The organism is Formosa bonchosmolovskayae, from assembly GCF_051016085.1.
In the GTDB taxonomy this organism is placed as follows: Bacteria; Bacteroidota; Bacteroidia; order Flavobacteriales; family Flavobacteriaceae; genus Formosa.
This window is the reverse complement of record NZ_CP174605.1, coordinates 292,752-308,121: the sequence shown is the minus strand read 5'-3', so window position 1 is coordinate 308,121 and position 15,370 is coordinate 292,752. Positions and strand designations below refer to the sequence as shown.

General features: G+C 33.1%; 14 protein-coding genes. 8 read left to right on the top strand and 6 right to left on the bottom strand.

Annotated elements, in window-relative coordinates:
* Window positions 1–10: 10 nt before the first annotated feature.
* Window positions 11–892: a glycosyltransferase gene (locus ACKC83_RS01100; protein ID WP_434036727.1), complete on the bottom strand. Its 882-nt coding sequence runs from the start codon at window positions 890–892 to the stop codon at window positions 11–13.
* 54 nt (window positions 893–946) lie between these two features.
* Between ACKC83_RS01100 and ACKC83_RS01095 the strand changes: the two genes are divergently transcribed.
* Together ACKC83_RS01095 and ACKC83_RS01090 are read left to right on the top strand one after the other, a co-directional pair.
* Window positions 947–1,819 (top strand): glycosyltransferase family A protein, encoded by an 873-nt coding sequence (locus tag ACKC83_RS01095; RefSeq protein WP_434036726.1) that lies wholly within the window; start codon window positions 947–949, stop codon window positions 1,817–1,819.
* The gene (locus tag ACKC83_RS01090; protein WP_414035345.1) at window positions 1,785–2,186 is read left to right on the top strand and encodes a sugar 3,4-ketoisomerase; all 402 of its coding nucleotides are present in this window, start codon (window positions 1,785–1,787) and stop codon (window positions 2,184–2,186) included. The genes ACKC83_RS01095 and ACKC83_RS01090 overlap by 35 nt, the downstream gene beginning before the upstream one ends.
* Here the strand turns inward: ACKC83_RS01090 and ACKC83_RS01085 are convergent.
* The 3 genes from ACKC83_RS01085 to ACKC83_RS01075 all read right to left on the bottom strand — a co-directional run bounded on the left by ACKC83_RS01085 (window position 2,163) and on the right by ACKC83_RS01075 (window position 4,797).
* A complete protein-coding gene (locus tag ACKC83_RS01085; protein ID WP_434036725.1) occupies window positions 2,163–3,110 on the bottom strand; it encodes a glycosyltransferase family 2 protein in 948 nt (315 codons plus the stop codon). The two genes, ACKC83_RS01090 and ACKC83_RS01085, sit on opposite strands and share 24 nt — an antisense overlap.
* A gap of 3 nt (window positions 3,111–3,113) precedes the next feature.
* A complete protein-coding gene (locus tag ACKC83_RS01080) occupies window positions 3,114–4,004 on the bottom strand; it encodes a glycosyltransferase family 2 protein (RefSeq protein ID WP_414035347.1) in 891 nt (296 codons plus the stop codon).
* Between the two features lie 109 nt (window positions 4,005–4,113).
* Window positions 4,114–4,797 carry a cell division ATP-binding protein FtsE gene (locus ACKC83_RS01075; protein WP_434036724.1) on the bottom strand — a complete coding sequence of 228 codons (684 nt, stop codon included), beginning with the start codon at window positions 4,795–4,797 and terminating at the stop codon, window positions 4,114–4,116.
* A 183-nt stretch (window positions 4,798–4,980) separates the two neighbouring features.
* On the opposite strand from ACKC83_RS01075, the gene ACKC83_RS01070 reads away from it, so the two are divergent.
* From ACKC83_RS01070 to ACKC83_RS01060, 3 genes are all read left to right on the top strand, one after another.
* Window positions 4,981–7,998 (top strand): tetratricopeptide repeat protein, encoded by a 3,018-nt coding sequence (locus ACKC83_RS01070; RefSeq protein ID WP_434036723.1) that lies wholly within the window; start codon window positions 4,981–4,983, stop codon window positions 7,996–7,998.
* 31 nt (window positions 7,999–8,029) lie between these two features.
* Window positions 8,030–9,739 carry a TonB-dependent receptor gene (locus ACKC83_RS01065; protein WP_434036722.1) on the top strand — a complete coding sequence of 570 codons (1,710 nt, stop codon included), beginning with the start codon at window positions 8,030–8,032 and terminating at the stop codon, window positions 9,737–9,739.
* Between the two features lie 146 nt (window positions 9,740–9,885).
* A complete protein-coding gene (locus ACKC83_RS01060) occupies window positions 9,886–10,419 on the top strand; it encodes a DUF2059 domain-containing protein (protein ID WP_434036721.1) in 534 nt (177 codons plus the stop codon).
* Here the strand turns inward: ACKC83_RS01060 and ACKC83_RS01055 are convergent.
* A complete protein-coding gene (locus ACKC83_RS01055; protein ID WP_434036720.1) occupies window positions 10,409–11,113 on the bottom strand; it encodes a class I SAM-dependent methyltransferase in 705 nt (234 codons plus the stop codon). The genes ACKC83_RS01060 and ACKC83_RS01055 overlap by 11 nt on opposite strands.
* 68 nt (window positions 11,114–11,181) lie before the next feature.
* Between ACKC83_RS01055 and ACKC83_RS01050 the strand changes: the two genes are divergently transcribed.
* Both ACKC83_RS01050 and ACKC83_RS01045 read left to right on the top strand, forming a co-directional pair.
* The gene (locus tag ACKC83_RS01050) at window positions 11,182–11,673 is read left to right on the top strand and encodes a YkgJ family cysteine cluster protein (protein ID WP_434036719.1); all 492 of its coding nucleotides are present in this window, start codon (window positions 11,182–11,184) and stop codon (window positions 11,671–11,673) included.
* A gap of 3 nt (window positions 11,674–11,676) precedes the next feature.
* Window positions 11,677–12,576, top strand: coding sequence for a hypothetical protein (locus tag ACKC83_RS01045; protein ID WP_434036718.1), 900 nt, complete (start codon window positions 11,677–11,679; stop codon window positions 12,574–12,576).
* 72 nt (window positions 12,577–12,648) lie between these two features.
* Here the strand turns inward: ACKC83_RS01045 and ACKC83_RS01040 are convergent, their stop codons facing one another.
* Complete coding sequence (locus tag ACKC83_RS01040; protein WP_434036717.1) at window positions 12,649–13,872, bottom strand: exo-beta-N-acetylmuramidase NamZ family protein; 1,224 nt, start codon at window positions 13,870–13,872, stop codon at window positions 12,649–12,651.
* Window positions 13,873–13,881: 9 nt separating this feature from the next.
* On the opposite strand from ACKC83_RS01040, the gene ACKC83_RS01035 reads away from it, so the two are divergent.
* A complete protein-coding gene (locus ACKC83_RS01035; protein WP_434036716.1) occupies window positions 13,882–15,117 on the top strand; it encodes an ABC transporter permease in 1,236 nt (411 codons plus the stop codon).
* Window positions 15,118–15,370: the final 253 nt, after the last annotated feature.

Here is a 15,370-nt window from a genome sequence, read left to right as displayed (position 1 = left end):
TCGTAATCTTTTAAAACAGGATGTTTAGTTGTAATCTTGACATGAGATAGAAAAAACGAAAAGCAGTTTCTGCATCTCGGTTTTTAAGCGCTAATCGTAACTCGTAAATCACTCGATTTTGAAGGGATTTATGTTCCTCTTTACTTGTATTTAAATAGAATGCCTTCTTGCAAATCAGGTACGTAGATTTACCTAAATTAATGCGGTCTCTTCGTTTAAAATTAGAACTTAAAGAATTAGATAAAATACGTTTCTTTACTAAAACTTTATCGACATAGTCGTACTCATAAATTCTAGACGACCTAAACCAGAAATCTACATCTTCGTAAGCTAAATTTTCATCGTAACCACCAAGTGCTTTTAAAACGTCGGTTTTTATAAGCATAGATGTTGCACTTAAATAGAAACTATGTAACAGCCTGCAGTATATATCGCCAGTTTCAGGCTTTTCTTTAGCGGTGCCATCTTCGTTTAATTCGTAAAAAAAAGAAATATGATCGCCTTTAGCATCGACCCGTTCTATATTTGAAAAAACAACACCTAAATTTTTATATTTTGAAGTTTGAAATTTAGAAACTTGGCTTTCTACAGAGTTGGGTAATAAAATATCATCAGTAGCTAAATCTACTATATATTCGCCTTTAGCGTAGCGTAATGCATTGTTAAAGGTTTTAGTATTTCCAAGATTTGTCTTGTTTTCTATAAACTGAGCATCGTGATTTTTTATCCAATCCTTAATAAGGTCTACAGAATTATCTTGGCTAAAGTCGTCGCAAATAATAACCTGAATAGGACCATACGTCTGGTTTTTGGTAGAGTTTAGAGATTCAATTAAGAACTCGGCATGATTATAACATAAGCATATAATCGTTACTAAAGGATTTCTAGGCATGATTCGGTTAGCGAGGTTTTTCTTTTTGTAAATTTACAAACATAATGGAATATAATGCATAACAATAATAAACTTCTGAAATTAGAAATTTTAATTTCTACAATGTTTCAAACAGATTTACTGTTTTTAGAGAAGATGTTTCCTCACGAGCATTTTTCTAATTTCAATATTATTATTGTAAATCAAACTTCTGAAGATAAAATTTTAGAGTCTACATATCCCAATATTAAAGTCGCAAATTCTTTTGAGCGCGGTTCGCCTGCTAGTAGAAATTTAGCCATAAGACTAGGAACAGCAGATGTGTTTTTAATGTCGGACGATGATATAGTGTATGAAAAAGGATTGGAAGAAACAATATTGGGTGCACATCGCAAGCATGAGGATGCCGGTATGATTTCATTTGAAGCCATAAATGAGCAACACGAATTGTATACTAATTATTATCCTGAAGGCGAACATACTAAAAAGTCCTTGTTAAAAATCTATACTTGGGTAATCACGTTTAAGCGTGAGGTCTTTCAAGACCATGAAATCTATTTTAATCACCATTTTGGTGTGGGATCTACTTTTAAGGGATCGACAGAATATGTGTTTCTTAGAAATGCATTCGATAAGGGGCTAAAAATGATTCATATAAGTAAGGTTATAGTAATGCATCCCAATTTAAGCTCTGGAGTTTTAATGGGAAGTGATAATGCATTTTTTTCAAGGACAGCTCGTATGCAACGATTTATAGGTAATTTGAGTTATATTTGGTTAATAAAGTATGTGTTGTTTACGTGGCGACACCAGTATATTAAATTTACAGATATACCGTATAAATTTAAACTGGGTTTACAAGGTATAAGTAAGTATAAGGAGCTAGAAACTAAGGGGGAAATAAATAAAATACATGTCAGTCAGAATTATAGATATACCGAAAATTAAGGATAGGAGAGGTAACCTAGCTGTTATTGAAAAAGATATTATACCGTTCGATATTAAGCGTGTGTATTATTTGTATGATGTACCTAGTGATGCTTATCGCGGAGGTCATGCTCATAAATCGCTATATCAGCTATTAATTCCCTTAAGTGGTAGCTTTGAGGTCCGTATAAAAAACGGGTTAGAAGAAGAGTTAATTACCTTAAACAAACCAGATAAAGGCTTACTGATTGTGCCTGGGATTTGGCGTGAAATAGAAAATTTTTCGTCGGGTTCTGTGTGTTTAGTTTTGGCTTCGGCCGAGTTTGATGAGGACGATTACATTAGAGATTTTAATGACTATCTCTTATTTAAAGGCGCTAAAATGTAAATGCGATGATTTTAGAAATAATTGCAAGCTTTTGGCTAGTAAAAGTGTAGATCGGTTACATTTTAATAATACCTTCTGTTTCCAATTTATATTGGTGAGATCCATTTTCTCCACGCAATTTTTAAATGCTAATTCGTCTGAATTCACTTTAAACATTAAGGCCAAGGCAAATCGGTTTAGGTCTAAATATTTTTTCAGGGAAGTATGCTGTGCTATAAAAGGTTCATATTGATCTAAATCTATATAACTTTTAAGATCTTTATTGCTGTTAGAAAGTCTGTTTTCTGCGAGTAGATTATGAGTTGCTGTAACGGTATTGGTAAACGCTACGGGGTGCTTTAAAGCTAATCTTATCCACAGGTCAATATCTTCTCCAGGACCTGTTTTAATGCGGTTGTCGAAACCTTTTACACTTAAAAAAATGTGCTTTGGTATAGATACTGCCGATGTCCATGCAATACAATTTATCGTGCTCGCTTCAAAAAAATCTGTAATAACACCGCTCCATGCTTTTGAATTAGGAATACCAAAGTAAGTCGATGGAATAATAACATCGTGCATACGTTTTTGATACGCGGTACAATACAAACCGCAACTTGGATAAGCCTGATATAAATTATAAAGAGATTCTAAATGATTATGTTCCCAGGTGTCATCGGCATCCAGAAATGCAATATGGTTAGTAGTTGCTTTGTTTACACCGTAATTTCTTGCAAAACTTACGCCCTGATTTTTTATAGTATAAATATGTAGCCTAGAATCGGAAATGCTATTAATAACGTCTAAACTTTGATCTGTAGATCCATCGTTTATTATAATAATCTCGAAATCTATAAACCCTTGTTTAAGAACAGAATCAATGGTGTTTTTAATATGATTTTGCTTGTTATATAACGGTATTACGACAGAAAAAAAGGCTTTCATACATTAAGAATTTTGGTCGGCGTAACACATATAAGAAATGCGATAAAATTGCAATATTTTAATCGATGGTGTGTTCCCGCATAAATTCATTTCCATTTGCTTATTAAAGGCTCTGTAAAATTTAGAAAGCACAAAACTTAGTTTAGTTTTTTTTAGAAACATAAAAAGTGATAAAAGATCGTTATTATGTGTCTTCATTTTATCCTGTTTTACAAGCAGTAATAGGGTATGGGCTGCCGATTTTAATTTGTTTAAATAGACTTCATTTTTTTCTAAGCCCAGATGATATACGGGATTATTTATGTGTAAAACTTTAACATTGTGATTTTTAAGTAAAGCACCGAAATAATTATCTAAACCATATACTTTATGCTTTACAAGCGAATTTAAGGTTTCAAAAATCGATTTTTTTATTAAGAAATTTGCAGATATTATAATCTTATACGGATTGGTATTTCTAATAGAAGCATTTATTTCTTCTTTCTTTCTGCCGTATTCCCATCTTAATATATACGCGCTAGAAGGCTTTTTTTTATGATAAGAGAATCCGCCAAATACAGCCTCATATTCTTCGGTTATAGCAGTTAGATATTGTGAGATAAAAGTTTCGCTAACGGGCATTGTGTCTGCATCTAAAAATAGTAACCAATCGTATTTAGAGGCTTGAGAGAGTAGTTGTCTCGTTTTTGTGCGTCCGTTATTTGTAGTAGATTTTATTAAGGACGTGAATTCAAGCGTTTCAATTTTACTGTTTGCTAGCACAAATTCATTTGCAGAAGCATCGTCTAAACAAATTATTTCAAAAGCATAATTTCCCTGCATGAGTTGCTTGTGCAGGTTTTGCACTAAATTGACAACATTATAATTGTATATGGGAATTAATACGGATAACATGCAGTGAAAGGTGGTCTATAATTAAATGTAGAACGGTCTTTTATGAAAAAAAGTGTAAAGAAAACGACTTATTTTCATCTTATTAAACAATCCTTTCTAAGAGAGAAATCTAACTTTTTCGTTGTACCACTTCGTAAAGTTGGTTGTCGTCACATTTTAAAGTTTTACTCGGGTATTTAAGTAATAGCGCATAATCGTGAGTGGCCATTAAAATGGTATTTCCATTTTTATTAATGTCCTGAAGTACTTTCATAACTTCGATACTTGTTTGCGGATCAAGATTTCCGGTAGGTTCATCGGCAAGAATAAGTTCAGGATCGTTTAGTAATGCACGAGCAATGGCAACACGTTGTTGTTCTCCTCCAGAAAGTTCGTGAGGGAATTTAAAGCCTTTGGTTTTCATACCAACCTTTTCTAAAACTTCATCGATACGTGTCTGCATTTCAGATTTGTTTTTCCAACCTGTTGCTTTTAATACAAAACGTAAATTTTCAATAATATTACGATCGACTAAAAGTTTAAAATCTTGAAAAACTACGCCTAGCTTTCGTCTTAAGTAAGGGATTTCTTTTTCCTTTAATGTACGCAGGTTAAAGTCAACAATACTACCTTCGCCTTCGGTAAGAGCAAGGTCGCCGTAAAGGGTTTTCATAAAACTACTTTTTCCTGTTCCGGTCTTACCAATTAAATAGACAAAATCGCCTTTGTAAACTTCAACGTTAACATTAGAGAGTACCAGACTACCGCCTTGAGAAATAGAAGCATCTTTTAAATAAAGAACAGTTTGTGGCATATGAGTTGTAGATTTTTTGTGCGTTGTAAATGTATCATTTTATAATAACTTTTAAAACATAGCACGATTGCTTTTTTAAAGAATATTTTGAAATTTTATTTTTTTTATACATAATTATAACTCGAAAATTTCGTTATAGAATTTAGATTAAATTATCTTTGATTTAATTAAAACTTAAGGTTAATGATTAGGAGTAAAATTTTATTATTTTTATTAGCTATTGTGATGAGTGGCCCGATGTTGGCACAGCAATCCGCAATTTATACAAACGACCAAGCAGAATATTTTAAAGCACTATCCTTATATAATAATAAGCAATATTTAGCGGCTCAAGATATGTTTACAGACATCCAACGGAAGTCTACCGAACAAGTGATACAGTCCGAGTGTGCTTATTATATCGCCAATATAGCTGTGCGCTTAAATCAAATTAAAGCAGACGATCTCGTCGAGCAATTTGTTATAGATTATCCGACGAGTCCAAAACGAAACTCCGCATATATGGATGTTGCAAACTTCTATTTTAAAAGTGGAAAATATGCACATGCAAAAAAGTGGTACGACCGTGTAGATGAACGTGGCTTATCGGCTATGGAACAAGATGATTATAATTTTAATAAAGGTTATACGGCTTTTATTACAAAGAATTATAGCAACGCAAAGACTTACCTAGCTAAGGTTGAAAATTCAAAAACTTATGGTGCGCAAGCCAAGTATTATATTGGATATATGGCCTACCAAAGTGATGATGCAGGACAGGCTAATCAGTATTTCGATCAGGTTAAAGACCAATCGAAATACAAAGAGAAAATGACATATTACAAAGCCGATTTAAATTTTAAATTAGGAAATTTTGAAGAAGCTATCGCTTTGGCAAAAGAGCAAATCCCGTATAGTAATCGAGAAGAAGAGTCTGAGCTAAATAAGATTGTTGGAGAGAGTTATTTTAACTTAGGAAAGTACGACGAGGCCATTCCGTATTTAACATTGTATACTGGTAAAAGAGGAAAGTGGAGTAACACAGATTACTACCAATTAGGTTACGCGTATTACAAACAAAATGATTACGACAGAGCAATTTCCGAGTTTAATAAAATTATAAGTGGGAACAATGGTGTTGCTCAGAATGCCTACTATCATTTAGGCGAAAGTTATATCCGCTTAGATAAAAAAACGGAAGCATTAAATGCATTTAGAAATGCATCTAGAATGGATCATGTGACTAAAATTCAGGAAGACGCATGGTATAATTATGCGAAAATTAGTTATGAAATAGGAAACCCGTATGAGTCGGTTCCTACGGTATTATCATCTTATATCGCAAAATATCCAGAGAGTCCTAATCGTGCTAATGCAGAAGATTTATTAGTAGATTCTTATATCACATCTAAGAACTATAAAGAGGCGTTAAAAATATTAGAGAATAAAAACGACGCAACCAGTAAAGAAGCATATCAAAAGGTGGCATTTTATAGAGGTTTAGAATTGGTAGAAGAAGAAAAGTATACCGAGGCATTAACTTTTTTCGATCTGTCGTTAAATGAACAAATCAATACAGAATATACAGCTCGTGCCAATTTCTGGAAGGGAGAATGTAATTATAATTTAAATAATTATGCCGAGGCGGTTATAGATTTTAAGTCTTTTAATCTGTTTTCTGGAATACAAACAGACGAACATGAAGTTGTAGATTATAGTTTGGGTTATGCCTATTTTAAGCAAAGAGATTATAGCCAAGCAACCGAACACTTTAATACGTTTACTAAAAATTATAACGAGGATCAGGTAAAATTAAACGATGCTTATTTGCGTTTGGCCGATGGGTATTTTGTATCAAGTAATTACGAGTCTGCTATTAATGCGTATAATTCGGCTATTAAATTGGGTGAAATAGAAACGGATTATGCTACTTTTCAAAAGGCAATTAGTTATGGCTATATTGGTAATTCTAAGACCAAAGTTTCGGAATTAGAACGTTTTATAGATACATATCCAAAATCTAAATTAAGAGACGATGCGATGTACGAGCTAGGAAACGCGTATACCAAATCTAATCAGAACGATAGAGCGGTGGCTATGTACAATCAGTTGAGTTCTGAATACAGAATGAGTTCTTTAACGCCTAAAGCCATGCTTCGTGAAGGTTTAATCTTTTACAACGATAATAAAAACCAAAAAGCATTAGAGCGTTTTAAAACTGTAGCAACGAGCTATCCAAATACACCGGAAGCCATTCAAGCCGTGTCTACAGCACGTTTAATTTATATTGATTTAGGAGAAGTTGATGCTTATGCCAGTTGGGTAAAAACATTAGATTATGTAAAAGTAACCGATGCCGATTTGGATAATTCAACGTATCAGTCTGCAGAAAAAAGATACTTAGACAACGAGGTCGATGATGCCATAAAACAGTTTAATGGATATCTAGCTCAGTTTAAACCAGGCTTACATACTAACGAAGCACATTTTTATTTAGCCCAGTTATATTATAAAAAAGGTCTCACGGTAAATGCTGCGCCTCACTATAAATATGTTGTCGATGCGCCACGTAGTGAATTTACCGAAGAAGCTTTGGTACGATTATCCCAAAGTTATCTTGATGGCAAAAATTGGTTAGATGCCATTCCTGTGTTAGAACGTTTAGAAACCGAAGCGGCATTTCCGCAAAACGTTGTATTTGCACAGTCAAATTTAATGAAAGCTAACTATCAATTAAGTAAATACAATAGTGCTGTAAGTTATGCCGAGAAAGTACTAGCTAATAAAACTATAGACAATAAGATTAAAAGTGATGCTCATATTATAATAGCCAGATCGGCTTTTAGTACTAAGGATCTTGAGCGTGCTAAAGTGGCTTACGAGGAAGTGAGTAAAGTAGCTACCGGAGAAACTGCGGCCGAAGCCTTATACTATAGTGCTTATTTTAAGCATCAGGATCGCTATTATGAAGAATCGAATGCGCTTGTACAACGCCTAGCAAAAGATTATTCAAGCTACAAATATTTCAGTGCAAAGGGACTAGTTGTAATGGCTAAGAATTATAAAGAATTGGGCGATGCTTTTCAAGCGACTTACATTTTAGAAAGTGTGATAGAAAACTTTTCGACTTATAAAGATGTAACCTCAGAAGCTCAAAAAGAGCTTAAAGATATTAAGCAAGAGCAGGCTAAAACCAATTCGTCAGTACAAACTCAAGACTAAATTAAAACCGTTAAAAACACCTACTTATATTATGTATAAGCAATTTCAATATATATTAACATTAGTCGCTGTGCTTTGTAGTTCGACTTTAATGTTTTCTCAAGAAAAGGATACCATACAAACAGATGTAATTAATGTAGTTAAGCCTTATACGCCTACAATTTCTGATGCTTTTAAGGTAAAAACAACACCAACCTTAGATGATAATTCGACCACAGAGAAAAAGCCTATTAATTATGAAATTCTTTCGGTACCTGTAGCATCAACTTTTATTCCTACAAAAGGAACTGCTGCGACCATAGAAAAAGAAAAACCAGAACGTTTTTACGATAGCTATATTAATTTAGGCCTGGGATCTTACGGTAGTTTAATTTCAGAATTATCTGTTGCAAAGGAGTTTAATCGGATTGGAATATTTGGTGCTAAGATCGCATACGATAAATCGAACGGCGAAATTGAAGACGTTAATTTAGACAGCGGATTTTCAGATTTTAAGGCAGACTTCGAATATATTAATAGACAAAGAGATAAGACCTGGAGTATAATGGGAGGACTCGAAACTCAGAAGTATAATTGGTATGGAACCGAAAATTCTAATCTAAAAGATATAGATGTGGCTCACGATTATTTCGACTTATATCTGTCGGGAGAAGTTGAATACGAATATACCTATGTAAAATCTGCTAGCGTACTATTAAGACGTTTTTACGACGATTTTGATTCTCAAGAATCGCATCTTAAATTCACAGGGAAAGTAGATTTGCCAATTTTGGACGAAGAAATTACTACCGATGTAAGATTCGAGTTTTTCTCTGGCGAGGCTGGAACGTCATATAATTTAGATCATACACCTGAATACGGAAATGTATTACTAGGTGTGTCTCCTAAGTATCAATTAAATCGCGAAGATTTCACTCTAAACATTGGAGCTTCAATGTACTATATGTTAGGAATAAACGATACGGAGAGCAATTTTTATGTTTATCCAAATATAACAGGAACATTTAGAATTGTAGACGATGCCGTAATTGCTTATGGAGGATTTACAGGAGATGTTATACAAAATACATATAGAGATTTTGTTAAAGTTAATCCGTATTTATCGCCTTCTATTAGCGTTAAACCTACAGATAATAACTACAACGCCTATGTAGGAATGTTGGGGAAATTTACAAACGATATAGGATATAATGTAAAAGTTGGGTATACCTCTGAAGATGATAAATCTTTGTTTAGAAAAAATAGGATAACGACTAACAATTTTGAAAAATATAGCTACGGTAACTCTTTTATGGTGGTTTACGATAATGTTACCACCATACAAGCATTAGCAGAGTTAAATGTAAATATGAACAAGAATTTAAAAATAGGATTTAGAGCCGAATATAATAATTACGACACAACGTTAGAAGAAGAGGCTTGGAATTTACCTAATATTAAAGCGTCTGTTTTTGGAGATTATATGTCAGACCAGAAATGGTTTGCAGGTGCGAATATATTCTATGTAGGAAAGCGTAACGATCAATACATCACAGGAAATGATATAAATTTAACGACGGAAACAATTGATGTTGATGGCTATTTAGATTTAAACTTAAACGGTGGATATAACGTAACAAATTCTTTCACGGTATTTTTAAAATTGAATAATATTACAGCCCAAAATTATGAAAGTTGGAATAATTACGATGTTCAAGGGTTTCAAGTGTTGGGAGGAGCGACTTTTAAATTCGATTTCTAAAAAATACGATTGTATAATTTTAAAAAGCACCTTTAAGGTGCTTTTTTATGAGTTATAGAATTTAAGAAGATGACAGAAAAAAGAGGTATTGGTTTTTTTAGTATATTTAATTTGTTGAATATCAATTTTAACCATAATTCTTGTTTATGAAATCTATTCTTCTTCTGTGTGTAGGAATCTTTTTTAGTGTCAACGTTTTATCGCAATCGGCAGACTATACAGATCAGGCTTTACAATGTCTTAAAAGTAACGGAACCTCTGCGTACTACGAAACCATATACGAAACCTGCTTTAAGCAAATACAAGATCAATATTATAAACTTGATGTTCCTGCCACGACTTGGGCATCATTAAAGGCCGAAAAACCAGAAGCAATGCAACGGGTTAATCAGGAATTGGTTACTGCCTATTCCGATTTTTTTACAATGGAAGACATTAAAAATATGAATGATTTGTACGGTTCTACAACGGGGCAAACCATGATTAAAAATCCGAATGGCTTAACCAAAAAAGATAAAAAAGTAATCGATAAGTTTTATAAAACATCTACAGGCAAAAAGATTGTCAGTTCCCAATCTGATATGAATGATAAAATGCAGGTGATTTCAGATTTTTGGTGTGGTGATATTTATAAAAAGGTAAACCAAAAATTAGAAGCTCAAGGGTATTCTATTCGCTAATAGTAAGTTTCGCTAAATAATCGAAATGATCGCCTTCTTGTATGTTCTCACAATGTAGTCCTACAGTAAGACAGGCTGTTTTTAAAGTTTCGAAATCTAAATATAACCAAGTTAAAGGCGTTTCTTTTTCTCCCTTATAACTTAAATAATAATCGAGTTCGCCGTAATAATTAGCATTAGTATCTATCCACAAGCCGCCATCTTCATCTTCATACATATATTGTATGTCTGAAGAATCAATTAATATCTGACCATTGGTTTTTAATAACGATTTTAAGTGCGTTAAGTATTTAGTTACGTAACTTAATTTCTGAAATATTCCTGTACCATTCATTAATAACAAAATGGTATCAAACTGTTCGGTTTCATCTAGTATAGAAGCTGTGTATGCATGGTTTACACCACGAATTTTACTCACGGAAATGGCGCCTTCAGAAATATCTATAGACTTAACAAATAAACCTTTGTTTTGAAGGTATAAGCTATGTCCACCAGCTCCACAACCAACATCGAGTACAGAACCTTGCGCTAAGTTTAAAGCTTTTTGTTCTAATTTAGGCATGTCTTTATAGTCGCGAAATAGATAAGGCAGTGGCAAGGTGTCTTCGTCACTAATGTTTGTAGACGTTATAATATCTTCAGTGTAATTGTTATTTTGGTAATCTAAAAGTGCTTGTCCGAAAAGATCTTTCATAATAAATTGTATCTATTTTCTTAGTGGTCTAAAAAAGAAATTATTTAATTATATTGTATTTTTGCCTCATGCAAGACATTTTAAAAAATCTGCCTCAGGAGGCCAAAGATAAGCATAACGAGAATACTAACTTTTTTAAAAAATTAAAAAAGAAACCGCCTAAGCAATTAGACTATATTATGCAGGAATTGCATGATGAAGAATTTAAGCGTACAGATTGTTTAACGTGTGCAAATTGCTGTAAAACTACTGGTCCGTTGTTTACAGATAAAGATGTGAAACGTATTTCTAAGCATTTTAGAATGAAGCCCCAGCGCTTTATCGATCAGTTTTTAAGAATAGATGAAGAGAACGATTATGTGTTGCAAAGTGTGCCGTGTACATTTTTAGGGGCCGATAATTACTGTTCTATTTATGATGTTAGACCAAAAGCTTGTCGTGAATTTCCGCATACCGATAGAAAAAAGTTTCAGCAAATTTCTAATCTTACATTAAAAAATGTTGCAATTTGTCCTGCGGCTTTTAATATTGTAGAAGAGATGAAAAAACGAATCCAATAAATTATGAAAAGATTACTGTTCTATATATGCTTTTGTTTTTTTGTAAGTACAAGTTTTGCTCAAGAGTGGCTCACAAACTTAGAGGTTGCCGAGCGCTTGGGACTAGTACAAAATAAATTATTAGTTGTAGTTTGGGAAAACTCTTATTACGACGGTGCCTCGGCTTATGTAAATACTAGCGATGGAAAACGTATGTTTATAGAACACATGTACGATCGTCCTGAAATAGACAGTTTGTTATGGGCGCACTTTGTTCCTGTAGTGTTAAGTGAAAACGAATATCCGCGACTTTACGATGAGATTAAAAAAACAAGATCGATGGATTATATCGATAAATTTCATGACGAAAGTTTAAAGATTATGGATGTTAATGGGAATATTATAAATACCTCCCAAGACATGCAACTTTTAAACCTTTCGGAATTTATCCTTAAATATAGTATGGATACATCTTTTCTGAAATCTAGGCTTATAAACTATAGAAGTGAAAAGGACTTTTATTCTGCATTTTATTTAGCATCGTCCTATATGGATTTTGCTTTTTTTGCGAATTATGAAGTGCGTCCAGAGCTAGTCAATTTATCGACCATATATCTTAATGAAGCGTCCGAATTTTTAGACCAAGAAAAACTAGACAATAAACCCATGTTAAAACAACGCGTGGAATTGTTAGAAATTCAGAAAGAACTTCTTTTTCAAAATCCGAAAAAAGTACTTAGGAAATTAAAACGAATTAAGGATTCGGAAGTCGCTTCTCAAAATGCGAATTTGCGCGCCTTTTTATATTATTCGGCTTATAAATTGCTAGAGGATGAACAGAATGCCTCTGTTTGGGAATCTAAAGTTTCGCTTTTAGATTTAAGAAAAATTAATAATGTAGTCAGCCCAACAACCGAAGACTAATCTTATAAATAGTTAATCTCATTATTTAAAGTTAGCTCTAAGCACCAACGTTTGCCAACTAAAGGGATACTATTAATTATAAAGCATATACTTTTTACTCATTTTCTTATACCCATCTAATCCTGTTTTCCAAGATTGTTTAATTTCGGTAACGGTAAGATTTCCTTCAATTTGTTTCTGAAGTTTTTTAGAGCCCGCCAACTTCGTGAAAAAGGAATTGAAAAATTCCGATTTGTTGCTGGTCGCATGATAGGCTTTAATTATATAAGCTAAGTTAATCTGATTAAGTTGTTTTTCATTTGTTAAATCTACACCATAACATACCTTGTCTTTATGTTTTGGATGTTTAGCCCCTTTATTAGATTTTGGTGTGTAGGTATACTCTTGGTTTTTTAGGAATGGTGACCCATACACTTGAAATTGAGTTTGTGTGCCACGACCAGCGTTTACATTAGTACCTTCAAAAAAGCATAAACTCGGATATAAATTTATAGATTGATCGTTTGGTAAATTAGGCGATGGTTTTATAGGTAAATGGTATAGTTTATCGTGTGTATAATGCTCCATTTCTATAACCGTTAATTCGCAGGTTACTCCATTTTCTAACCACTTTTGGCCATTTATCATTTGGGCATATTCGCCAATAGTCATACCATGCACAATAGGTACAGGATGCATACCCACAAAACTCTTATGTTCCATCTCTAAGATTGGGCCATCAATATAACGTCCGTTCGGATTTGGGCGATCTAATATTAACATGGGTATATTGTTTTCGGCACACGCTTCCATAACGTAATGCAAAGTTGAGATGTAGGTATAAAAACGAGCTCCAACATCTTGTATATCGAAAATTAAGAGGTCAATATTTTTTAGTTGATCGGCTGTTGGTTTTTTATTCGCACCATAAAGTGAGACTATAGGTAACTTTGTTTTGGTATCGATACCGTCTTTTACGACTTCACCTGCATCTGCTGTACCACGAAAACCATGTTCGGGAGAAAATACTTTGGTAATATTTACATCTAATTGTATAAGCGAGTCTACAACATGAGTATACGTGCTGTCAGTTTTAAAAATAACAGACGTTTGGTTGGCTACAATTCCAATAGATTTTCCCTTTAATAAAGGAATGTACGCTTGGGTTCTGTTTGCTCCAACCACTATAGTGCTATCGCTTAGTGAAACGGAAAGTTCTTGTTTTGTGTTTTCGGCTGATGGTTTTGCAAGACAACCAAAAGAAATCATGATGAAAACAAATAATAAAACTGTATTTTTGAGGACATTTAAACGCATACCATTAATTTGAATTACGAATTTTTTTTAGCCAAACGCATTATAGGTAGTAGGGCGTATAAAAGTAGTGTTTCGGCACCAATAATAAAAATTGGAATCGCTGCAATTGCTGTGGGTATAATTGTCATGATGATTGCCATTGCAACTGGAATCGGATTACAGCAAAAGATTAGAGATAAGGTTATTGCGTTTAACGGACATATAACAATTTCCAATTTCGACAGTAACAATTCTCAGGAAAGTATTGTCCCCATTTCTACACAACAGGAATTTTATCCAGAATTTAAATCTATAGAAGGTATAAATCACATACAAGGTGTAGCTACTAAGTTTGGAGTGATACGAACTGCAACAGATTTTGAAGGCATTATTTTAAAAGGTGTGGGTAAAGATTTTAAATGGGATTACTTTGAAGATTTCTTAATCGAAGGACGTTTACCTGATTACACTCAAGATAGAAATGAAGATGTTTTAATGTCTCAGTTTATCGCTAATAAAATGGGCTTTAAATTGGGCGATGCTTTTAATACCTATTTTATTAAAGACGATACCAATAAGCCACCAAATATTATTACATATAATATTGTAGGTATTTATAATTCCGGTTTTCAGGAGTTCGATGCTTCATATATTATAGGTGATATTAGACACATTCAGCGATTAAATAAATGGGACGATACCCAAATAGGAAATTTTGAATTGTTTATAGATGATTTCGACCAAGTCAAAGAAATTGGTATGGAAGTCTATAAGACCACACCACCAACTTTAAACACCCAAACTATTGTTGAGAAATTCTATAATATTTTCGAGTGGATTAAGATTTTCGATAATAATATTTATGCCATTATCGGGATTATGATTTTAGTCGCGGGTATTAATATGATTACAGCTTTATTGGTTCTTATTCTAGAACGCACGCAAATGATAGGTGTTTTAAAAGCTTTAGGAAGTAATAACTGGAGTATTAGAAAACTCTTTTTGTTTAATGCGTCTTACTTAATTGTGCTTGGTTTATTCTGGGGAAACCTGATAGGTTTAGGATTATTATTCGCTCAGAAATATTTAAAACTTTTTCCTTTAGATCCTAGTATTTATTATGTAACCGAAGCTCCGGTGTACATAAATCTTAATTATATTATTGCACTTAATGTAGGGACATTTGTGTTGTGTTTAATAATGCTTTTAGTTCCATCTTATATTATCACTAAAATTTCACCTGTAAAAGCGATGCGTTTCGAGTAGGTTTTCTGTTTAAAGTCTCAGAGTTTCACAGTCTCAATACACTAAAGCTTTTTTAGTTATCTAAAATCACGAAATGCGTCAACCTGAATTTAGTTCAGGTTCCCATAAGAGTGAGTTTTGACTGGGGTTTCAAAACTTTTAGTTTCAAATCTTAAAAAATTATTGAGTAATAACTTCAGATTAATACATCTTCAAATTTTCAAATCAATTATTTCACTGCTACATTAAAAATTTGTTACATTATTACATTAAA